This window comes from Chloracidobacterium sp., from assembly GCA_025057975.1.
GTDB lineage: Bacteria > Acidobacteriota > Blastocatellia > Chloracidobacteriales > Chloracidobacteriaceae > Chloracidobacterium.
On record JANWUV010000003.1, the window covers coordinates 176,027 to 195,330 of the forward strand.

Here is a 19,304-nt window from a genome sequence, read left to right on the forward strand (position 1 = left end):
CCTGCCCGACGGGGTGGTTGAGCCGCCTGACAGTGTACTGTCACCGAAGCGTAAACCGAAGGCGCGTTTCGCCGAGCTTGAGTTCGTCGCCGTCTTGCAAGGGATGAGGCTTTTTGGGTGCCAGTCGCGTGTGTCCGTTGAGGAAAGTGCCGTTGACGCTTGACAAATCCTCAATGAAAAAGCGCCCGCCTTCTTGAAACAGCCGCGCATGGCGGCGCGACACTTTCGTTTCAGAGTCGTGCAGCGTCAGGTCAATCTCCGGGAAGTTGCCCGTATGCGGGTCGGTGCGCCCAAGCAGCAGAGTGCTCTTAGCGAGCTCGTAAACCGCCTTCGGGTTGCCACTCGCATCAAGGACCTGTAGGTGCGCCACAGGGCGGCCGCTGGCCGCGCGTCCACCAGCGTGGGGCTGGGCTGCGCCACAGTAGGGGCAGAAGGCGTCGTCCGGGTCAATCTTTTCACCGCATGCTACACAGAAGGTCGATGCAAGGGCAGGCTGTGGCGGGTTGTCAAGTCGCCGCAGATGTTCCTCTAACATCCGCTTCATCTCGGCCGCTGAAGCCGGGCGATCCTGTATCTTGTGGGCGACCGCCTTAATGATGATCGCCTCAATGCCTTGCGTCAGTTTGGGGTTAATGGCTCGTGGACGCGGGTTGCGATCGAAGTCAAAGATCAGCAGCGGGTTATCCTGCGGATCAGCGCCGGTCAGCAGGTGAAACATCGTTGCGCCGAGCGAATACAAGTCTGACCGTGGCTCGACCTGCCCTGCAAACAGTTCAGGCGGCGCGTACCCCATGGTCCCAATGGCGGTAACGCCCTTCTGAGTGGGCGAAACAAAGCGGGCGATGCCGAAGTCAATCAGCATGACGCGCGGCGGCGTCCGTGTATCGTCCAGCATCAGGTTGGCCGGTTTCAGATCGCGGTAGATCACCGGCGGATTTTGGCTGTGGAGGTAATCCAGTACATCGCAAATCTGAATGGCCCACTCCGTCACCGTTCGCTCGTCAATGTAGCCCTGCTTACTTTCCTTGAGTTTCTTGGCCAAGTCACCGCCCGGCACGTACTTCATCACTAAGTAGTACTTGCCGTCGTTGACGAAGTAATCGTAAACGGTGGGGATTGAGGGGTGTTCAAGGCTGGCCAAAAGCTGCCCCTCGCGTTGAAAGTCCTCAATGGCTTTCTGGCGCTGTGCAGGATCGGTGAAGAAATCAAACATCTCCTTGACGGCGCGGCGCGTCTTGTCGTTCGGCGGCCCGAATTTTTGGTCATAAGCCAGATAGACGCTGCCCATACCGCCGCCGCCAATGCGCTTGACAATGCGATAGCGTCCTTCGAGCAACGTCTCCGGGGCAAGATGTTTTTGGTTCACCATGGAGTTGGCCACACAGGCGTAGACAAGCCGCTTCGCCTAAGTTCCGACTGCAGCCCCTAGCGGATGTACTGAAACTTCAAGAAGGTCTTACCAACAATAATTTCGTCACCGTCATTGAGTGGATAGCGGTTACCGGGCAACAGCCGCCGCCCGCGATTGACGAAGGTACCATTCGTACTGCCGAGGTCTTCTAGAACGTATTGCCCATCCTGACAAATAATCCGCGCATGCCGCCGTGAAACCTTTGCTTCTGGATCGTCTTGGTCAAGATCAATGTCTGGAAAGATGCCCCCGTCGGCATCCCAGCGACCAATGTTGGATTCGGTTTCTGTCAGTAAAAACTCCTTGCCAACCGTCCCCCCGCGTTGAATGACCAGTTTGGCGCGTGGCACGCCAGGTGTCGTAGGCTTCGGCGGCGAAGCTGGGGCGCCAGCTTGCGGCGGCTGGCCGGCGGCGCTTGTTGGTTGGGCGCTGAGTGGTAGTGGAGCGGAAACAGGCTGGGGCGGCGGAACAGTGGACGGCGGCGCAACCGCAAAAACATCCCCCACCGGTGGGGTCGCGGAGGTTGTCGGTTGCGGCGCAGGTATCATTGGAACGGATGGGACATTCGGCGGCGGCGGAGCAAAGCCAGCAGCGTGCGCCCCCCCAGAAGCTTGTCGCCCCGGAACTGAAGCCTGCCCACCAACCGGCCCATGTCCGCCGACAGCAGGAACAACGCCATATGAGACAGACCCCTGCGGCGGGAAACTCCCAGAAGGCAGCGGCGTTACCGGAGCAGCGCTCGGCGGCGCAACCGGCGGCGCGCTAAGTACGGCGTGCAGTTGGTAGCCGCACTCATCGCAGTACTCAGAACCATCGAGATTATCCGTACCACACTGCGGGCAACGTATCATCGCACGTAACCTCGTCCTGACTGCGGATGACTTTGAGAGCCAAGGCAATAGACAATTATAGCCAAAACCTTGCTTCCGGCAAGCCGCTGCCGGTCAGGCACAAGGACACTGGCGGCTTGGGGCGCGCCGACAATTGCCCCCTAGGGAACTTTGCCGGCGAGTAGGCGCTTCGTAAGCTTACGTCCATTGCGCCGGGATGACTTCCCCTAACCTTACCCGGCGAATGACGAAAACCGGCCGTAGTGACCGGTCAAGTCAGCTCGAGGAGGTTATCAGTGAACAATGGCTCGCAAAGCAGTGGCTTGGGCTGTGAGGCTTGCGCTCATTCTTTCCGCATCGTTCCTCGCCATTCCCACGCTGACCCGTGCCGGCGTTCATTCAGCAGAGAGTCTGGTTGGTGCACAGTCCAAAACCTTCACACTCACCGATCAGTACAACCGCCCCCACACAATTGCCTTCCCAATGAGCAAGCCGCTAGTGCTGATGCTTGGCGACCGTGGCGGCTCGAAGCAAATCGAGCCGTGGGTGCGCGAACTGTACCAACGCTACGGTGACAGCATCGAAATACAGGGCGTCGCCATTTTGCGCGGCGTACCGCCCCTGATTCGACCTATGATTCGAAGCCAACTCCGCAGCCGCGCTCCCAAAAGTGTCCTGTTGGACTGGAGCGGTAACGTCGCTGACATGTACCACTGCCGGAGCGACGTGTGTAACGTAGTGGTAATTGACCGGCAAGGACGCATCGCCACGATTGTGCGCGGCGGCGTCTCCGCTGAGCGCAGTCGGTTAGTCTGTCAGGCTCTCGACCGGATTCGTTAGCGCCCTGTTCCGGGCGGGAGATGCTGTAAGGCAGCGTGGCGCACGCCACTCCAGACGAGGCGACGCACGCCACGCGACACTCTAAGCCGTTGGCGCACTACACGGCGATGACCGTGATTTCGGGGTTGAACTCGTCGCGGAGGATGCTCTGAATGCCGTAGAGCGTTCCGGAAATCGAGCTTGGACAACTGCCGCACGCGCCCTGATAGCGTACCGCCAGTATGTTGTCCTTGTAGCTCACCACTTCCAGCCCTCCGCCGTCGCCGGCTAAACCCGGTCGGATGCGGGCGTCAAGAATGTCGTTAATACGGTCAAGGTCGGGATTTTCACCGCGCTTGGGAGTAGCAGTCGCCGCCGGCGCCGTTGCGCCGACCGGCTCGGCGGCCCGGATGGGAACCGCCACCTGCCGCAGTAGTTCATCCCACTCCACCTCGTTGTCCTTAGTGATGGTGATAAAGCGATCCATCATGAAAACGCTTTTGACGTGCGGAATGGCAAAGAGAGCCTCCGCCAGCGGGTGCGACGCCGCCTCCTGCGCGTTTGAAAAACTCAATGACACGCCGGGAGCAGTGATTGGTTCCTTGAGAACAATTTTTCGAGCCGCCGGATTGGGCGTGTACTCAATATCGTAAATCTTCGGCATAAGAAACCTTCCTACCGACGCAACGAAATCCGTGCGCGCCGCTGTCGGTTCAAGACACGGGCGCGCCGCCCTCATCATAGGAAACAGTCGGCGGTTGGGTAGTCCGCCTTCCGCGCCTTCGGCGTACGGAAAAAATCTCAGTGGAGGTCGGCTGCCGGTCTCCCCACAAGGCGCTTGCTGGAGATTACGAAAAAATTATGGCAGCTTTTCCGTCTTGCCGGAGGCAGCAGGCGGAAGTCGTGCATCGCTTGTGAGACGGTCAGTGATGTCTTGCCGCAGTGCAAGCCTATGGACCTAGCAAGGCGACCTAACCCAGCGCTGCTCTGGGGGCTACGACGACTTTCCCATCCACAGAGAGAAGTTTTCCATGCCGAGTCGTTTACGCATCCTCACGTTTGGCTTTCTGGCGCTGTTGGGACTTTTCCAGTCAGTTCGGGCAGGAGCACCTGCCGCCAAGGATGAGTGGATAAAAATCAAGTCAAAGCACTTCCTATTTATTGGGAATGCCAAAGAAAAAGAGATTCGAGTCGTTGCCTCAAAGCTTGAACAGTTCCGGAGTGTCTTTTCCCAGCTTTTTCCCAGAGCAAAGTTCAATGACTCAGTTCCAATTGTGGTCATTGTTTTCAAAGACGACAATGCCTACAAACCATACAGACCGACATACCAAGGCAAACCCGTCAGTGTTGGAGGCTATTTCATTCCGGGACGTGACCGAAACTACATTACGCTGATTCCCAACCTGCCCGGTATCTTCCCATACGCGGTCATCTATCACGAACTCACACACCTCATTGTCAACGCCACCTTGAAACCTATCCCAACGTGGGCCAACGAAGGTTTGGCGGAGTACTACGAGACCATCAACATCAGCGAAGACGGCAAAACGGTTGAACTGGGTAACGCCAATCCTTACCACATCGCCAACCTACGTAAGCGGAAGCTCATCCCATTTCAGGAGTTTTTTAGGATCAATACAAAGTCCCCTGAGTACAATGAAAGAAATAAGCAAACGATATTCTATGCCCAATCTTGGGCGTTGACGCACTACTTCATGATTGGCGACGGCGGCATAAGACGACAGAAGTTCGCCAAGCTTCTATCACTTCTTGAAAACGAAACGCCAATTGAAGATGCGCTGAGAGAAGCCTTCCAGACCAACTTTGCGGAGCTTCAGAAAGCTCTGGAGAATTACGTCAGAAGCGACAAGTTCTATGTCGAGACATTGCGTTCGTCAACAAAGCTCGTCGAAGAGAGCGCATATCAAAGGCTGCCCATCAGTGAGGCGGAAGTTTTTGTTTTCCTCGGTGATCTGCTGTCACGGACGCCGGATAAGGCGTCTGAAGCAGAAGCGCATCTCAGCAAGGCTATTGCGCTGGCGCCGGATATGGCCGACGCCTACGCCGTGCTTGGGCTTCTCCGGTTACGACAGGGACGCGAGGCCGAGGCGGAGGAAGCCCTCAAGCGCGCCGCCTCTGCGCCTACTTCCTCGCCGTTGGCGTCTTACTACTACGCGCATTTCCTAATCCGGCGGGGACTGTCGTCGCCTGAAACCATCGCCGCCGCACGTTCCGCCCTGACCAACGCCTTGGCGCAAATGCCGGACTTCGCCGAAGGTTATTCGGCGTCAGCCTACGTTGCGTTGGCCGCCGGCGATCTCGACAAAGCTCTCGCCGACATCAAACGCGCCGGCGCTTTGCTGCCCGGCCGCCGCGACTTCATCGTGCTTCAAGCGCGCATTTACATCCAGCGGCGCGAATGGTCGGAAGCGAAACGGTTGCTCAAACCACTGGCGCAGCTCGCGGATGACCCCATCAACGCGGCTCATGCGTCCGAGTTGCTGACGTTGGTCAACCAGTATGAGCAAGCGGCTGAAAGCGGCCGTCAAGCGGCGCTCCCGGAGCCGACCAAGAGCGTCTACGTTTCCGATGACATCAGCCCAGCCGGACACCAGCCGAAGGATACCGTCACCCCGATAATCCCGTACCTCCAGCGCAGACCCGGCACACAACGCATTGAGGGCTTTATTGAACGCTTTGCGTGCGTTCAGGGTCGCGCCTTTGCGTACGTTCGTACGGACGCCGGTCTCATCAAGCTGTTGCTGGACTTCACCAAAGCGGAGCTTGTCGCCCACACGGATGATGTCGGCGATGTCATCGGCTGCGACTCAAAAATTCCCAATCCGGTCATTGTGATGTACCGCCCAACCACGCAACCTGTCGCCGACGAAGCCGGCGAGGTTGTTTCGCTGGAGTTTCTTCCGCGTCCCAAGTGAACGCGCCAAGCCGCTCGCGCTGAACAACCGCGCCGTTCTGAACCGCCCCTGCTAATGCAACGCTATCTCATCACCGATCGCCGCCGACTTTTCCGGGCCGGCGAGGCCTACGATGAAGCCGTCGCCCGGCGGCGACTCATCGCGCTCGCGCGCTTTGCCGCCGTACAGGGGATTGACTACATCCAACTGCGTGAAAAAGACCTGCCGACCCGCGCTCTGACGGCGACGGCGGCTGCGATGGTCGCGGCGCTCGCCGGTTCGCGGACGCGCTTGTTGGTCAATGATCGCTTTGACGTGGCGCTGGCGGCGGGCGCGCATGGCGTTCACCTGACGACGCGCTCATTGCCGGCGGCGGTCGTCCGGCGCTGTACGCCTGACGGCTTTCTCATCGCCGTCTCAACGCACAACCGGGAGGAAATCGCCGCAGCGGAGGGATTCGCCGATTTTGCAGTGTGCGGCCCCGTTTTCCCTTCGGGCGACAAGCCCATTCTCGGTTTGGGGTCCTTTGCGTCACTTGCCTACAGCACGCCTCTGCCGCTTTTCGCACTGGGCGGCGTTACGGAAGAAAATGCGCCGCTTGTGGTGAAAGCCGGCGCCGTCGGTTTTGCGGCTATTCGCGCCTTCGCTGAAGCTTTTCTTTCGTCGGTCGTCATGCAGAATGAACCGGCATGAGCCTTGATCCGGTCGTCACCTACTTTTGTGACTTAGGTGAAATTCGCCGTTCCGGCGCGGCGACGCCGGAAATGTCGTTCTACCCTGCGCTCAAACGACTCCTTGACGCCGTTGGCGCAACGCTGCGCCCACAGGTGCAGTGCCTTCTGCACCCCAAAGGCGGCGAGTCCGGCCTGCCCGACGGCGGTCTTTTCACCGTTGACCAACTTCCACAGGAGACGCCGCCCACGGATCTTCGCGCCGTGTCTCCGGCGCGCGGCGTCATTGAAGTCAAAAGCGCCGACCAAGACATCGCCGACGTGATCGAGAGCGAGCAGGTGCGTCGGTACGTCGCCGCCTACGGTCAAGTCCTGGCGACGACTCTGCGCGAGTTTGCCACGGTCGGGCGCGACGCGGACGGGCGACCCCAGGTGTACGAGTCGTACCGCTTGGCGGAGCGCGAAGACGCCTTTTGGCGCGGCGTCGCCGCCCCGGACGCCTTCGCCGAAAAACACAGTGCGCCGCTGACCGAGTTCCTCAGACGCGCGTTGCTCGCCGCCGTCCCGCTGACCAACCCGGCCGATGTCGCGTGGTTTCTGGCTTCCTACGCGCGCGACGCTCGTACGCGCGTGGCGGCGGCGCAGTCCCCGGCGTTGCAAACGGCGCTCGCGGAACTGCGGACGGCGCTGGAAGAGACGCTGGGCATCCGCTTTGACGCCCAGCGCGGCGACCGCTTCTTCCGCTCGACGCTCGTGCAGACGCTGTTCTACGGCGTCTTCGCCGCATGGGTGCTCTGGCATCACGAGCGCCCGGAGCGCGCCGACCGCTTCGACTGGCGCACGGCGACGTTTTATCTGCACGTACCCGTCCTTCAAGCGTTGTTCAGCCGCTTGGCGCTGCCGTTGCGCCTGCAACCGCTGGGCTTGATGACGCCGCTTGACCGCGCCGGCGACCTGCTGAACCGTGTTGACCGCGCCGCCTTCTTCCAGCGGTTCGACACTGGACAGGCGGTGCAGTACTTCTACGAGCCGTTTCTGGAGGCGTTCGATCCGCAGTTGCGCCGGGAGTTGGGCGTCTGGTACACGCCGCCGGAGGTCGTCCGCTACATGGTCGCGCGCGTGGATGCGGTTCTGCGCGACGAGTTGGGCGTCGCCGACGGGTTGGCCGATCCGAACGTGTACGTTCTCGATCCCTGTACCGGAACCGGCGCTTATTTGGTTGAAACGCTGCGCGTCATCGAGGCGACGCTGCGCCGTCGCGCCGCCGATGCGCTGCTCGGACAAGACATCAAACGCGCCGCGCTGACGCGCATTGTCGGTTTTGAGTTGCTGCCCGCGCCGTTCGTCATCGCTCACTTGCAGATTGGGTTGTTGCTCCAGCAGCTTGGGGCGCCGTTGGCGGAACAGGAGCGGGTCGGCGTCTATTTGACCAACGCCCTGACCGGCTGGCTCGCCGCCGACAACAACGGCAAACCGGTGCAACTGCCGTTGAGCGGTTTGCCGGAACTGGCGCAGGAGCGCGACGCCGCCGGGCACGTCAAGCGCAACGCGCCCATCCTCGTTGTTTTGGGGAATCCGCCCTACTCCGGCTACGCCGGCATCGCCCGTATGGACGAAGAGCGCGACCTCTCCCTCGCGTACCGGCTGACCCACCGCGCGCCAAAACCACAGGGGCAGGGGTTGAACGACCTTTACGTACGCTTTTTCCGTATGGCGGAGCGCCAAGTCGTCGAACGCAGCCAACGGGGTGTCGTTTGTTTCATCACCAACTACGCTTGGCTGGACGGCCGCTCGCACACCGGGATGCGCGAACGGTACTTCGAGGTGTTTGATCGCATCTGGATTGACTCGCTCAACGGCGACAAGTACCGAACGGGCAAGACGACGCCCGACGGTCGTCCCGATCCGAGCGTGTTTTCCACTGAACTCAATCCCGAAGGCATTCAGGTGGGCACGGCGATTACGCTGTTGGTTCGTCGTCAGCGCGGCGCGTCCCACCGGAAGCCGGCCCGCGTCGCCTTCCGAGACTTCTGGGGGCAAAGCAAGCGCGCCGACCTCCTCGCGGCGCTGAACCATCCCAGACGCCATCCGTACCGAACGCTCACGCCGCCGCTGAGTTTGGGATTGCCGTTCTCACCCGCGCAGGTTTCTAGAGACTACCTGAGTTGGCCTCGCCTTCCCGACCTGCTGCCGACTTCGTTTCCGGGCGTCAAGACCAGCCGCGACGAGGCGCTGGTTGATGTTGACCGCGAGCGCCTGATTGAACGCATGAGGAAGTATTTCGACCCGACGATCGGCGATGATGCTATCAAGAAGCTCGCGCCGTCCCTGATGCAAGAAACGGCGCGGTTTGATCCGATTGAAACTCGTCGCTTCCTTCGGCAGCGCGGCTTCCGTGAGGAACACGTCCGGCGCTACTGCTACCGCCCCTTTGATGTGCGCTGGCTCTACTGGGAGCCGGAAACAAAGTTGTTGGACGAAAAGCGCGCGGAGTACGTCCCGCACATTTTCGAGGGGAATGTTTGGCTGGCTGCGGCTCAGCACAATCGTAGGGCGTTTGATCCGCCGCCGGTGACGGCGAATCTGGCGTCGCTGCATCTTATCGAGCGCGGCGCTAATCTCTTTCCCCTGTATCTGCGCGCCAATGGACAGCAAAACGGGATGTTCGAGGCGAACGCCAACCGGCGGTTGAACCTGAGTCCGGCGGCGCTGAAGCGTCTGCGCGATATTGAAGCGGTGGATGAAGCCGATGCTCTGTTTCACCACATCGTCGCCGTGCTGCATGCGCCGGCGTACCGCAGTGAGAACGCGGCTGCGTTGCGGCGGGACTGGCCGCGCGTTCCATGGCCGACAACGCGCGAGGCGCTGCTCAATTCGGCGCAACTGGGGCGGCGCGTGGCGGCGTTGCTTGACGGCGAACGCCCTGTGCCCGGCGTCACCACAGGCGACATTGACGCTTCTCTGCGCTCCATTGCCGTGTTGAGCGTCACCGACGGCGGAACGATCAATCCGGCGGCCGGCGACCTTGACGTGACCGCCGGATGGGGCTACGCCGGGCGGGGCGGCGTTGTGATGCCCGGTAAGGGACGCATCATCGAGCGAGTCGCCCAAGCAAGTGAGATCAACCGGGCGCTGGGGATTGACGGCGGCGGCGCTACGCTTGATGTCCACCTCAACGCGCGTGTCTACTGGCGCAACGTCCCGCCGCGCGTCTGGGCGTACACCGTCGGCGGCTACCAAGTTCTGAAGAAGTGGCTGAGTTACCGCGAAAAACCGATTCTGGGACGCGGGTTGACGATTGACGAGGCGCGCGAAGTCACCGCCGTCGCCCGCCGCATCGCTGCGCTGCTGCTTTTGTCGGAAGCGCTCGATGCAAACTATCGGAAAAATGCCTAATCGAGCCAGTGCGCTTCTCGGAATCGGTGCGCCACTCGAAAAACGATGTGGCTGCGGCGTGGCGTCACTCTTGGTTCAAGCCGGACGCAACGCCGCCCATCCGTAAATGACCGTAAAGAAGACAAACAAAACGGTCAGTCCGTGATACCCCAGCCGCAACCACCACGCCGTCAGATACGCCTCAACATCGAACACTGCCTGAAGGCCTACCCGCACGCCCCAAAACACCGCTACGTAGCCCAAAAGGCGCGCGCCAAACCGCCGCCGGCGGCCAAGTCGCGGGCGTAAAACACAGTGATCAGCCCGAAGGCGATAATCGAAAGCACGATGTAGCCGCCGTACACCCAGTACATTTGTCGGTGCAGCCGTGACAGGCACGCCAACTCCTTGCGCCAGTCCAACTGGAACGGTACCAACGCCGACGCCGCCAACACCCCAAAGTGACCAAGACCACCCGCCGTCAGTAGGTGGGTCAGCAGCTCTTCCGACATCAAACCGCTCCCAGCGCTTCAAGGAAGGGGACAATCACCCCTACGACAAACGGACGGTGGAACAACCACCCCACCGGCGCAAGCAGCGTCGCCATCGTAAACAACCATCCGCGCCGACCGCCGCCAAGACCAAACGACCGCCCGACGCGGCTTCGCTCCACGAGAATCCCGATGCTTTGGAGCAGGAAGAACACCCTTGGGCCGCCGTACCCACCGCCCGCCGGCCACGAAATCACCACATCGTGGACAATCCCGCTAAACGCAAAACCGATGAGCAACGCCCACTGCGCCCCGACACGCGGCGTCAACGGACGGAACAAAAATCGGTGCGTCAGGTCGCGGAACGCGGCGTTCCAGCGCCGTCCCCAAAACTCCGCCAGACTGGTCGCCGTCAGCGGACGATCCATCAACGACTTTACCGCAACGCCCGCCGACCACCGGCGTTCGCCGCCAAGTCAGCCACTTACAGCCGCAGAAGATCACAAAGGCAAGCAACCACATGACAGCCCACCGGGGCCAGTCGCCGGGCGTCAGCAGCAGAACAAGCCCCGGAGCGAGGAGAAGCGGCCCCCCAACCATGCCGCCGCTTAACCACATGATGGGCGCACCGCGCGCCTGAAGCGGCCGACTTGTGCGCGACAGGTCCAACCTGAGCCGTCCCCGGCATCTTGTGCCTCGCAGTGTCGCTAATATGGAGCGGCCGATCGTGCCGCGCTTATTCTCACAAATGGAGCGGTTCAAAGCGTCCCCGTTCGCGGTTCTTGCGGACATTGCGCCAATCAAAAACCGTGCCGTTCATGGCGATATACACGCCCGGCGGCAACAGTCGGGCGGACGCCAACGCAAACCCTAGATTGAACAGCGCGTCTGAGCCGCCGAACGAGTAGGGGATCATTGCGCCGACGAAAACCACCGTCTTGTCGGTGATGTGTTCGGCCAGACAACGCGCCGTCTCCGTCATCGTGTCCGTGCCGTGCGTCACAATGAGACGCGCTTCCGGCGCGCGTTGCGCCGCCGCGCAGATCAGCATCCGGTCAGCCTCCGTCATGTCGAGGCTGTCTTTGAGCATGACCGGCTCAATGGCGATGTCGGCCAAGTAGCACCGCGCCTGATCAAGCATGTCGAACAGGTGCGTTCGGGAAAAAACCAGCGTGCCGGTACGTTCGTCGTACACTTTGTCAAGCGTACCGCCGGTCAACAAAATGCGCAGCGGGAGCGAAGTTGGGGACATACCACATTCGTGAAGCCGTCCGGCGGACGGCGCAACAGTTCACGCGACAGTTCAAGCCTCACGCCCGCGTCGCCCGCTCGTAAATCAACCGCAACCCTTCGAGGGTGAGGTTTTCATCAATTTCCGTGATGAGCTGCGACCCCTTGCCGATTAAGCGCGCCAAACCGCCGGTCGCAATCACCGCCCGCAACCCGCCCATCTCCGCCTGCATGCGCTGAAGAATACCTTCCACCAAACCGATGTAGCCGAAGTAAAGCCCGGATTGAATGCTGCCGGTCGTCGAAGTTCCAATGACTTGCGCCGGGTGATTGATGCTTACTCTTGGCAACCGCGCCGCCCGCTGGAACAACGCTTCGGCGGAAATCGTGACGCCCGGCGCAATGACCCCGCCCAAATACGTTCCATCTTCCGAAATGGCGTCAAACGTCGTCGCCGTACCGAAATCCACCACCACGCAGGGGCCGCCGTAGCGCGCATAAGCCGCGACGGCGTTAACAATCCGATCCGCGCCGACATCCTGCGGCGCGTCGTACCGAATCGGCATGCCAACGTTCTCGGTCGGACGCACAAACAACGGCTCACGTCCAAAGTACGTCTGCGCCATGCGAAAGAAGGTGAAGTTAAGCGGCGGGACGACCGAGGCGATGGCGATGCCGGTGATGGCCTGTGGGTCAAGCTGTGAAAATGTGAACAGATTGCGGCACAAAATGCCGTACTCGTCCACCGTTCTTTCCTGTTCCGTCGTCAACCGCCAGTGCGCAATCAGGTTCTCGCCAGCGTACACACCCAGCGTCGTATTCGTATTGCCAACGTCAATTACGAGCAGCATGCCGTCGTACTTTGGTGGGGAATCGTATTGCCAGCGCTCCTCTGCCGTTTGCCCCAGCATCGCGCAGGCTATCCGTCGCATCGGCACGCGACGAGAGAGGTCGTCGCCAACCACCACCGCCGTTGTAGCGCGTCGTTTGAACCTGCATGGACAGGTGGGTAGCCTAGCGTCGCATTCTTGCACGGCGCACGTAGCGCCCGGCGCAAACGCGAACTTGCCGCAGCTTCCCGTTCAAACGGCATCGGCCCAAACACTGGCGCCCGGCACGCACGGCGTAGAACGGACGACGACCACGCACGACGATAGGCGAAGGCGGCGGTTCGGGCAAGCGCGTTCCACCCCCTCAAACGAACCACTTCCAGTGGGCGATTCGGTCGCAGGGGGAGAAAGTCCAATGACGGCTGCCGCATGGCGCGCCTGCGCCCACGAAAGATGGCATCCGACAAGGCGACTGCGATATGGTTGCCGACCTTGTTGCTCGGACGGGGGTTCGGCTATGCGATGGAACATTGGGATTGGACTTGGGTTATGGCTTGCCGTGACGGCGTCGCTGCTCTTCGGGCAGTCGTCGCGCCCAGTGCGGCTGCGCTTCACGCCGGGGGCTTTCTCAACCACGGTCAGCGGCACGCTAACGGGCTATGCGTACCGTGACTATGTTGTGCGCGCCCGCGCCGGACAAGTCCTCTCTTTCGCACTGAGTCGCAGTACGCCGCAGCCCGTTGGCGTGGTGTTGCCGGCCGGCGGCGGCGATCCGTTGCCGGGCGGCGAAGACCGCACCGGACACGTCACCCTACCGGCGGACGGCGACTACATCGTGCGGGTGCTGTTGATGCGCAATGACGCACGGCGTACGAAACGCGCTATACGATTTTCGCTCACAGTTGAGATTCTTCCATGAGAGTCTTGAAGTTCGGCGGTACGTCGGTTGGCGACGCCGACCGCATTCGCCAGCTAGTTTCCATCGTCAACGCCGAACGCGAACAGGATGCACGAATAGTCGTTGTAGTCTCGGCTATGGCTGGCGTGACGAATCGGCTGCTTGACGCCGCCCGGTCGGCTGCTTGCGGCAACGTCGCCGCTGTTGCCGACGCGCATGCGGAACTCCGTCGCCGCCACCTTGACGCTTTGACGCAACTGGTGGCAAACGACGCCGAACGTCGAACGCTAACGGTGGAGTTAGACGCTTGGCTTGACCGCTTCGCCCGTATCGGCGAAGGCATCGCCTTGGTCGGCGAGTTGCCGCCACGTGCACAGGATTTTGTCGCCGGGTTAGGCGAACGGCTGTCGGCGCGGCTAGTTGCAGCCGCCTTGCGCGCGTCCGGCGTTGCGGCGACCGCCTATGACGCCGACCAATTGATTGTCACTGACGACACGTTCGGCGGAGCCGTACCGGAGATGGCGGCGACAGCAGCGGCGACACGCGCCCGGTTGCTTCCGGCGCTCGCCGCCGGTCACACGCCTGTTGTAACCGGATTCATCGGCGCGACGCCGGAGGGTATTCCGACCACGCTCGGACGCGGCGGCTCAGATTATTCCGCCGGTATCTTAGGGGCGGCGCTGGAAGCTGAAGCTGTCGTTATCTGGACGGACGCTGACGGCTTTATGACCGCCGACCCACGTCTCATCCCAACGGCCCAGGTCTTGGCGGAAATCAGCTACGCCGAAGCGAGCGAACTAGCCTACTACGGCGCAAAAGTCTTACACCCAAAGACGCTGCTGCCGCTTATCCCCAAAGGCATCCCGCTATACGTCAAGAACAGTTTTCGTCCACAAGCGCCAGGAACGCGCGTTTCAGCGACGACCGGCGACTGGCGGGCCGATATCAAATCGGTGACGTCTATCAAGGGACTTGCGCTCATCACCGTCGCCGGACGGGGTATGCTGGGCGTACCGGGCATCGCCGCTAAAACATTCGCCGCCGTCGCCGCCGCTGGCGTCAATGTCTTACTGATTTCGCAATCGTCGTCGGAAAACAACCTATGCCTGATGGTTGAAGCAACCGACGCGGAAAAAACACGGACAGCTTTGGTCAAGGCGCTGGCGATGGAGTTTCACCATGGTTGCGTCGAGCGCGTGGACGTGCTGCAACCAGTCGCCATCGTCGCCGTGGTCGGAGCCGGTATGCGTGGACGGCCGGGCATTGCGGCGCGAATCTTTTCAGCCGTTGCCGCCGCCAACGTCAATGTCATCGCCATCGCCCAAGGTTCTTCAGAAATCAACATTTCGTTTGTCGTGACGGAGGAGGCGGCCGTCGCTGCCGTCGCCGCCATTCACGAGCAATTTGCGTTAGGCGTTGCCTGACGGCGCTTGGCAGGCGGCTGCCGCCGCTGTCGCCTGCCGCCGCCAGAAATCGGCCAACTCATCGCCCGTAAGGAGCGGCTTGCCGTCGGCGTCAATCCAGCGCAACCAAGTGTCGTCCCGCCCTTCAAAGACGCCGCGCTGGAGCGCCAGACCCAATCCCAACTGCGGTAGTTTCGCGTCCGTTCGAGCCGTCAGGCGGTCGCCTTGCCGCTCGAACACCGTCACTGCCTGGTCAGAGCACAGGCGGCACGGGTCATAGACGACGCGGTACGTGACACCGAGTTGCTCATACGTTTGGTGACGGGCGGCCTGCGCCTCCGGCTGGCCAAGGCGCGTCACAAGATCCAACACCAACTCCGGCGGCTTGCCAAAGTAGGACAGATCGTAAAGGCGGCGAGTGGGCTTCCACCATTCGTCGGCTGGGATGATTGCTTGGGCCAGGAAAAGGTCAGGAGTCACCGTTGTTGGCCGGTGTCTACTGTCCACAATGGCTACCCGTACGGCAGCCAAAAACGTCGCCCCCTGCGCTGGCCGCCAACTAGTGTAGAGCGTTGAAACCAGCAGGCGGAGCGTCTTGTCGGCCGCAAAGCCACCCGTTTCGTCCTCGACTTGGATGTCGCTAAAATCCGGGTCGTCAAGCTCTTGAAGAATGTATGACAACGACATCGCCTGCACTCCCTGTTGGCTTTGGGTTGTCGGCGAAGCCTAGCGAAGCCGGATGCTTGCGCCAAGCGCCAACCGACCGCCGGCTGTACGCCGGTGGTCGGTTGGAAGCGGCGCTCTCAAGCTTGACGTAAGAGCCTGCGGCTGGAGGCTCTAACCTACTCGAAAAGCGAGCGCCCAACTTCCTCTAGGACAATCGTGGTGTGGTGTTCGTCCTCCATCCACCCACGGTTGAAGAGGAAAATCAGATCGCTGCGCGACCGCCCATCGGCGATCTCTAAAGTCACGTGTGGCTTGCGTCCGTACGCCATCCGCATGCTGAGGTCGTGACACATCTCAGCGCCTTCATCCTGGGAGATTTCAATCGTCAGTTGATGATACAGAACATGCCCGATGTAGATGGGTTTTGTCTTACCGACCAGCCAGCCTTTGTGCAACCGATTTGTTTTCGAGTTGCGCAACGTGATGGCGGCGTAGTTGGACTTACGCCGGTGACAGGCGGGACACGCATAATCGAAGCGGCGCGGCCCGACTTGAGCCGTCACTTCCATCGTCGCCCCGCACGAACACACTTCGACTGGAGCTTCTATCGCAAGCATGGTCGTCATAGTGTCCGCCAAACTTTCTCGGCAACCGTGCGCCTTAGTTGCCGCGACCCAAGGCGCTGCCCGCCGTCGTTCGAACAACGCCTGTAATCTTGCTCAAGAGGTTTTCCACGCCCTTGTCAATGCCGTGCTTGGCTACGTTGTCGGAGACAAACGTCAACCCCTGAGACAGACCAAGCGGTACCATTAGCGGGATCATGACTAGGGGCGTGATAACCGCTGTTGCCGTAATGTGCGTCGTGGTGGTTTTGCCGAGTGGGGTGTCCTTGAGCTGTTCAAAGACCAGCTTACCGGCTTTGTAAATCCCTGTCAGGGGCATGAAAGGCAAGCAAGTCATTGGGTAGAGAATCGCCGTCATCAGCAGGTTGGAGAAGCTGCGCTCAAACAGCGGCACGGATGGATTCGATTCGCTCATGGCATCGTGCCTCGCAGGAACCGAGAGGATTACGCTCCGGGGACACGAGCATCGCCGATGAAGAGACAAACGGAAGAAGCCGGCGTAGTTCCACTATCGCTAAAATCGGACATAAGTTCAAACTTTTCTCAACACGGCTCTCAATCGATATGGGACATGCGCATTTGCGCGCCGCAGCCGCCGCATTTTTTGTAGGATTCATGCCTGCCGGAAGGCCTGCCGGCGTTGCGGCTTTATCCCCACAACTAGTTCGGCTCACCGATTGGACGCCATGCTTCACCCCACCGCTTCCCCATCGCCTGTGAAAGCGTCGCCATGCCCGCCGCGTCGTTCCTTCTGGCCGGTCTTCGTCGGCTATGTCGTCTGGGTGTTGTCCTGCACCGCCTTTTTCGCGCTGGGGATCAGCATCGGCAAGCTTTCGCCGTTTGCACCATCCGCGCACCGCTCGATGCCGCTGGCAGTGATCCCCCCGGAACGCCCGCCGGAACGCGCCATCACACTGCCGGACGCGCGTTACGCAGTACAAGTCGCCGCCGTCGCCACCGCCGACGAAGCCAATCGGCTCGTCGCCGAACTCAACCGCAAAGGCTTCACCAGCGCCTTTGTGACACGCCCAACGCCGGATACTGGAAATGAGTTGTACCTTGTCAAAGTCGGCTTGTATAACTTGGAAACGGCCAATCAGGTGAGCGAAGAGCTGCGTCGTGATTTCGGCTTCCGGGCGGCGCGCGTCGTTCAAAACTAATGGGCTAATGGCGAAACCCCTTGTTCTGAATAACCACATCGAGCAGCCTTCCGTACCTTATGACCGCCCACGACGCACCCCGCTATCGGCGACACGGACAACTTCGGCTGCGGCCGGCCGCGCTGCGCCTCTTGTGCTGCGGTTGGCTAGCTTGGGTGGTGCCGGCCTACGTTGGCGCCCAACAGCGCCCGCTTCTCACCGAAGATGTGGACATTGTGGAAACCGGGTGGATTCGTCTCCAAGCGGGAGCTGGCTTTTTTCAAAACCAACGCTTCGGCTTGTCAGGTTTACGCGGCGATCTCTACCGGCCGGTGATGTTGGGCGCTCACTTCGGACTGAACACCAACGTCGGTTTTTCCATCGAGGGCAGTTTGCGTGATTACCTAAGCATCCGGGAGCGCGGCCCAAGCGCCATTCCGCTTGCCGTCGCGCCCGGCGCCGTCTCAACGGCCGGCGCTGGCGACTTCACGCTCTGGACAAAAATCAAACTGCGTAAGGAAACCTCCCGTGCGCCAAGTTTCGGCGTACGCATCGGCGTGCAACTTCCCAGCAGCGATCAGTCGCGCGGGATCGGCGCAAATACAACCAACGTGTTTGCTATGGCGCTCGTTGGTAAACGGCTTGCGCAGGCGCGCGTCAATGTCTTCGGCAACATTGGCGTCGGGATTCTGAGCAGTACAGTAACACCGAGTGCGCAACAAGACGTATTGACCTACGGCGCGGCGGCTATTTACCGTGTGACGGAACAAGTGGACGTACTCGGTGAAATTGCCGGACGCTATAACCCCCGCACGCCGGCGCCGGGTTTAGAAAGCCAAGCGCAGGTTCGTCTTGGCGCACGTCTACGGGCGGCGGGCTTTCAGTGGGACCTCGCCGGCGTCGCTGGGCTGACGAAATTCAGTCCGCGTAGCGGCGTAACGTTTGGAGTGACGTATGAATTCAAGGGCTTTGAACCCGTCAAGTAGCCGCCGCCTAACGCGCTCGGAGCGTGGCTTGCCGCCGCTTGCCCAAGGGAGGCTTTCGGCGTCGGCGACCGCCTCCCTGATTCCTGCCGCCGTGGTGAGTCCTCGATGAGTGCAAACACTCTCAAGCGCATTGAGCTTGAAATTCCAATTGCGCATGACCAGGAGCTTGAAGCCGCCAAGGTCGCAGAGCAACTGGCGGAGGAGATGCAGCTTGGCCCTGACTGCGTAGCTGAAGTCAAACTGGCGGTAGTCGAGGGGATCATCAATGCTTTTGAACATAGCGGCAGCCAGATTCCGAAGGTGCGCGTGGAATTCGCCGTCCATGATGAAGAGCTTGAGGTTGTCGTGCAGGACTTCGGACAAGGTTTTGACCCATCTGCTCGGCCCGCCGTGCGGCCGCTCCAAAAACGCGGCTATGGACGCCTGCTGATGGAAAGTCTGATGGATGAGGTGACGTACTTTACAGGTCCCCAAGGAACGCGACTCGTGATGAAGAAACGGCGTCCGAAGTGCGCCTGAGTTGACTGAAGGTCGTAAGCAGCCGGCGTCGGCTTACAGGCGGCGGACAACAGAGGCGTGATTACAAAACAAGGGCTGGAGGGTGACCGGCGCGTTCACCGGCGATGCCATGAGTAACGAAGTCTTCAAAGTGACCAGTCGTCAGGCTGGCAACGCGATTGTGATTGCTGTCGAAGGCTACATCAACAACTTGGCCGGCGAGAAAATTCTAGACGAGTTCAATCGCCGAACCGCCGAGGGCCATCGGCGGTTTGTGCTCAATCTCGAAAAGACTCAACTGGTCAACAGCATCGGCGTCTCGATTCTGATTGAAATGATTGAGAAGGCGCAGGAACTCAATGGCTCTATCGCTTTTTGCTGCCTGTTGCCGATCATCGCCAAGACTTTCAAAATCATGGGTCTGACGCAGTACGCCCAAGTTTACGAAACGGAAGCTGAAGCGCTCGCCGGTTAGTGGTTGGATCCGCCGGAGACTTGCAATGGCGTGACTCTTGTTTG

At 60.6% G+C, this 19,304-nt stretch carries 22 protein-coding genes; 11 read left to right on the plus strand and 11 right to left on the minus strand.

Going from position 1 to position 19,304, the window contains the following annotated elements; all coding sequences use genetic code 11:
- Positions 1-40: 40 nt before the first annotated feature.
- Both NZ585_03785 and NZ585_03790 read right to left on the minus strand, forming a co-directional pair.
- The gene (locus NZ585_03785) at positions 41-1,369 is read right to left on the minus strand and encodes a protein kinase (GenBank protein ID MCS7079156.1); all 1,329 of its coding nucleotides are present in this window, start codon (positions 1,367-1,369) and stop codon (positions 41-43) included.
- A 56-nt stretch (positions 1,370-1,425) separates the two neighbouring features.
- Positions 1,426-1,959, minus strand: a complete 534-nt coding sequence (locus NZ585_03790) for an FHA domain-containing protein (GenBank protein MCS7079157.1) — start codon at positions 1,957-1,959, stop codon at positions 1,426-1,428.
- 585 nt (positions 1,960-2,544) lie between these two features.
- Between NZ585_03790 and NZ585_03795 the strand changes: the two genes are divergently transcribed.
- Positions 2,545-3,081: a hypothetical protein gene (locus tag NZ585_03795; GenBank protein MCS7079158.1), complete on the plus strand. Its 537-nt coding sequence runs from the start codon at positions 2,545-2,547 to the stop codon at positions 3,079-3,081.
- A gap of 97 nt (positions 3,082-3,178) precedes the next feature.
- Here the strand turns inward: NZ585_03795 and NZ585_03800 are convergent, their stop codons facing one another.
- Positions 3,179-3,724, minus strand: coding sequence for a NifU family protein (locus NZ585_03800; protein MCS7079159.1), 546 nt, complete (start codon positions 3,722-3,724; stop codon positions 3,179-3,181).
- 367 nt (positions 3,725-4,091) lie between these two features.
- On the opposite strand from NZ585_03800, the gene NZ585_03805 reads away from it, so the two are divergent.
- The 3 genes from NZ585_03805 to NZ585_03815 are packed head-to-tail and all read left to right on the plus strand — an operon-like array spanning position 4,092 to position 10,042.
- On the plus strand, positions 4,092-5,996 hold the full coding sequence (locus NZ585_03805) for a tetratricopeptide repeat protein (GenBank protein ID MCS7079160.1): 1,905 nt from the start codon (positions 4,092-4,094) through the stop codon (positions 5,994-5,996).
- A 54-nt stretch (positions 5,997-6,050) separates the two neighbouring features.
- Positions 6,051-6,668, plus strand: coding sequence for a thiamine phosphate synthase (locus NZ585_03810; GenBank protein MCS7079161.1), 618 nt, complete (start codon positions 6,051-6,053; stop codon positions 6,666-6,668).
- On the plus strand, positions 6,665-10,042 hold the full coding sequence (locus NZ585_03815; protein MCS7079162.1) for an N-6 DNA methylase: 3,378 nt from the start codon (positions 6,665-6,667) through the stop codon (positions 10,040-10,042). Before NZ585_03810 ends, NZ585_03815 begins: the two co-directional genes overlap by 4 nt.
- Positions 10,043-10,117: 75 nt before the next feature.
- Here NZ585_03815 and NZ585_03820 read toward each other — a convergent pair whose 3' ends face one another.
- The 5 genes from NZ585_03820 to NZ585_03840 all read right to left on the minus strand — a co-directional run bounded on the left by NZ585_03820 (position 10,118) and on the right by NZ585_03840 (position 12,593).
- Positions 10,118-10,285 (minus strand): hypothetical protein, encoded by a 168-nt coding sequence (locus tag NZ585_03820; protein MCS7079163.1) that lies wholly within the window; start codon positions 10,283-10,285, stop codon positions 10,118-10,120.
- Entirely contained in the window at positions 10,273-10,533 is a 261-nt protein-coding gene (locus tag NZ585_03825) for a hypothetical protein (GenBank protein ID MCS7079164.1), read from the minus strand. Before NZ585_03825 ends, NZ585_03820 begins: the two co-directional genes overlap by 13 nt.
- The gene (locus NZ585_03830) at positions 10,533-10,940 is read right to left on the minus strand and encodes a membrane bound O-acyl transferase family-domain-containing protein (protein ID MCS7079165.1); all 408 of its coding nucleotides are present in this window, start codon (positions 10,938-10,940) and stop codon (positions 10,533-10,535) included. Before NZ585_03830 ends, NZ585_03825 begins: the two co-directional genes overlap by 1 nt.
- A gap of 314 nt (positions 10,941-11,254) precedes the next feature.
- Positions 11,255-11,764: an asparaginase gene (locus NZ585_03835; GenBank protein MCS7079166.1), complete on the minus strand. Its 510-nt coding sequence runs from the start codon at positions 11,762-11,764 to the stop codon at positions 11,255-11,257.
- A 58-nt stretch (positions 11,765-11,822) separates the two neighbouring features.
- The gene (locus tag NZ585_03840; protein ID MCS7079167.1) at positions 11,823-12,593 is read right to left on the minus strand and encodes a type III pantothenate kinase; all 771 of its coding nucleotides are present in this window, start codon (positions 12,591-12,593) and stop codon (positions 11,823-11,825) included.
- A gap of 496 nt (positions 12,594-13,089) precedes the next feature.
- On the opposite strand from NZ585_03840, the gene NZ585_03845 reads away from it, so the two are divergent.
- Both NZ585_03845 and NZ585_03850 read left to right on the plus strand, forming a co-directional pair.
- Positions 13,090-13,491: a hypothetical protein gene (locus NZ585_03845; GenBank protein MCS7079168.1), complete on the plus strand. Its 402-nt coding sequence runs from the start codon at positions 13,090-13,092 to the stop codon at positions 13,489-13,491.
- The gene (locus NZ585_03850) at positions 13,488-14,894 is read left to right on the plus strand and encodes an aspartate kinase (GenBank protein ID MCS7079169.1); all 1,407 of its coding nucleotides are present in this window, start codon (positions 13,488-13,490) and stop codon (positions 14,892-14,894) included. The genes NZ585_03845 and NZ585_03850 overlap by 4 nt, the downstream gene beginning before the upstream one ends.
- On the opposite strand, the gene NZ585_03855 is transcribed toward NZ585_03850, so the two are convergent.
- On the minus strand, positions 14,880-15,560 hold the full coding sequence (locus NZ585_03855) for a Uma2 family endonuclease (protein MCS7079170.1): 681 nt from the start codon (positions 15,558-15,560) through the stop codon (positions 14,880-14,882). The genes NZ585_03850 and NZ585_03855 overlap by 15 nt on opposite strands.
- Between NZ585_03855 and NZ585_03860 the strand changes: the two genes are divergently transcribed.
- On the plus strand, positions 15,548-15,691 hold the full coding sequence (locus tag NZ585_03860; GenBank protein MCS7079171.1) for a hypothetical protein: 144 nt from the start codon (positions 15,548-15,550) through the stop codon (positions 15,689-15,691). The two genes, NZ585_03855 and NZ585_03860, sit on opposite strands and share 13 nt — an antisense overlap.
- Before the next feature lie 24 nt (positions 15,692-15,715).
- On the opposite strand, the gene NZ585_03865 is transcribed toward NZ585_03860, so the two are convergent.
- Together NZ585_03865 and NZ585_03870 are read right to left on the minus strand one after the other, a co-directional pair.
- Positions 15,716-16,165 (minus strand): hypothetical protein, encoded by a 450-nt coding sequence (locus tag NZ585_03865; protein ID MCS7079172.1) that lies wholly within the window; start codon positions 16,163-16,165, stop codon positions 15,716-15,718.
- A gap of 34 nt (positions 16,166-16,199) precedes the next feature.
- Positions 16,200-16,577, minus strand: coding sequence for a hypothetical protein (locus NZ585_03870; GenBank protein MCS7079173.1), 378 nt, complete (start codon positions 16,575-16,577; stop codon positions 16,200-16,202).
- A gap of 271 nt (positions 16,578-16,848) precedes the next feature.
- Between NZ585_03870 and NZ585_03875 the strand changes: the two genes are divergently transcribed.
- The 4 genes from NZ585_03875 to NZ585_03890 all read left to right on the plus strand — a co-directional run bounded on the left by NZ585_03875 (position 16,849) and on the right by NZ585_03890 (position 19,260).
- Complete coding sequence (locus NZ585_03875) at positions 16,849-17,322, plus strand: SPOR domain-containing protein (GenBank protein MCS7079174.1); 474 nt, start codon at positions 16,849-16,851, stop codon at positions 17,320-17,322.
- Positions 17,323-17,381: 59 nt separating this feature from the next.
- A complete protein-coding gene (locus NZ585_03880) occupies positions 17,382-18,287 on the plus strand; it encodes a hypothetical protein (protein MCS7079175.1) in 906 nt (301 codons plus the stop codon).
- 105 nt (positions 18,288-18,392) lie between these two features.
- Positions 18,393-18,806, plus strand: coding sequence for an ATP-binding protein (locus NZ585_03885; protein ID MCS7079176.1), 414 nt, complete (start codon positions 18,393-18,395; stop codon positions 18,804-18,806).
- A 109-nt stretch (positions 18,807-18,915) separates the two neighbouring features.
- Positions 18,916-19,260 (plus strand): STAS domain-containing protein, encoded by a 345-nt coding sequence (locus NZ585_03890; protein MCS7079177.1) that lies wholly within the window; start codon positions 18,916-18,918, stop codon positions 19,258-19,260.
- Positions 19,261-19,304: the final 44 nt, after the last annotated feature.

Excerpts from the sequence above, each read along its gene's own strand:
- NZ585_03795 (MCS7079158.1), top strand. The coding sequence starts at position 2,545 with ATGGCTCGCAAAGCAGTGGCTTGGGCTGTGAGGCTTGCGCTCATTCTT.
- NZ585_03860 (MCS7079171.1), top strand. The coding sequence starts at position 15,548 with ATGACAACGACATCGCCTGCACTCCCTGTTGGCTTTGGGTTGTCGGCG.
- NZ585_03870 (MCS7079173.1), bottom strand. The coding sequence starts at position 16,577 with ATGAGCGAATCGAATCCATCCGTGCCGCTGTTTGAGCGCAGCTTCTCC.
- NZ585_03880 (MCS7079175.1), top strand. The coding sequence starts at position 17,382 with ATGACCGCCCACGACGCACCCCGCTATCGGCGACACGGACAACTTCGG.
- NZ585_03810 (MCS7079161.1), top strand. The coding sequence starts at position 6,051 with ATGCAACGCTATCTCATCACCGATCGCCGCCGACTTTTCCGGGCCGGC.
- NZ585_03790 (MCS7079157.1), bottom strand. The coding sequence starts at position 1,959 with ATGATACCTGCGCCGCAACCGACAACCTCCGCGACCCCACCGGTGGGG.
- NZ585_03830 (MCS7079165.1), bottom strand. The coding sequence starts at position 10,940 with ATGGATCGTCCGCTGACGGCGACCAGTCTGGCGGAGTTTTGGGGACGG.
- NZ585_03845 (MCS7079168.1), top strand. The coding sequence starts at position 13,090 with ATGCGATGGAACATTGGGATTGGACTTGGGTTATGGCTTGCCGTGACG.
- NZ585_03805 (MCS7079160.1), top strand. The coding sequence starts at position 4,092 with ATGCCGAGTCGTTTACGCATCCTCACGTTTGGCTTTCTGGCGCTGTTG.
- NZ585_03840 (MCS7079167.1), bottom strand. The coding sequence starts at position 12,593 with ATGCTGCTCGTAATTGACGTTGGCAATACGAATACGACGCTGGGTGTG.
- NZ585_03890 (MCS7079177.1), top strand. The coding sequence starts at position 18,916 with ATGAGTAACGAAGTCTTCAAAGTGACCAGTCGTCAGGCTGGCAACGCG.
- NZ585_03800 (MCS7079159.1), bottom strand. The coding sequence starts at position 3,724 with ATGCCGAAGATTTACGATATTGAGTACACGCCCAATCCGGCGGCTCGA.
- NZ585_03855 (MCS7079170.1), bottom strand. The coding sequence starts at position 15,560 with ATGTCGTTGTCATACATTCTTCAAGAGCTTGACGACCCGGATTTTAGC.
- NZ585_03865 (MCS7079172.1), bottom strand. The coding sequence starts at position 16,165 with ATGACGACCATGCTTGCGATAGAAGCTCCAGTCGAAGTGTGTTCGTGC.
- NZ585_03850 (MCS7079169.1), top strand. The coding sequence starts at position 13,488 with ATGAGAGTCTTGAAGTTCGGCGGTACGTCGGTTGGCGACGCCGACCGC.
- NZ585_03885 (MCS7079176.1), top strand. The coding sequence starts at position 18,393 with ATGAGTGCAAACACTCTCAAGCGCATTGAGCTTGAAATTCCAATTGCG.
- NZ585_03825 (MCS7079164.1), bottom strand. The coding sequence starts at position 10,533 with ATGTCGGAAGAGCTGCTGACCCACCTACTGACGGCGGGTGGTCTTGGT.
- NZ585_03785 (MCS7079156.1), bottom strand. The coding sequence starts at position 1,369 with ATGGTGAACCAAAAACATCTTGCCCCGGAGACGTTGCTCGAAGGACGC.
- NZ585_03815 (MCS7079162.1), top strand. The coding sequence starts at position 6,665 with ATGAGCCTTGATCCGGTCGTCACCTACTTTTGTGACTTAGGTGAAATT.
- NZ585_03875 (MCS7079174.1), top strand. The coding sequence starts at position 16,849 with ATGCTTCACCCCACCGCTTCCCCATCGCCTGTGAAAGCGTCGCCATGC.
- NZ585_03835 (MCS7079166.1), bottom strand. The coding sequence starts at position 11,764 with ATGTCCCCAACTTCGCTCCCGCTGCGCATTTTGTTGACCGGCGGTACG.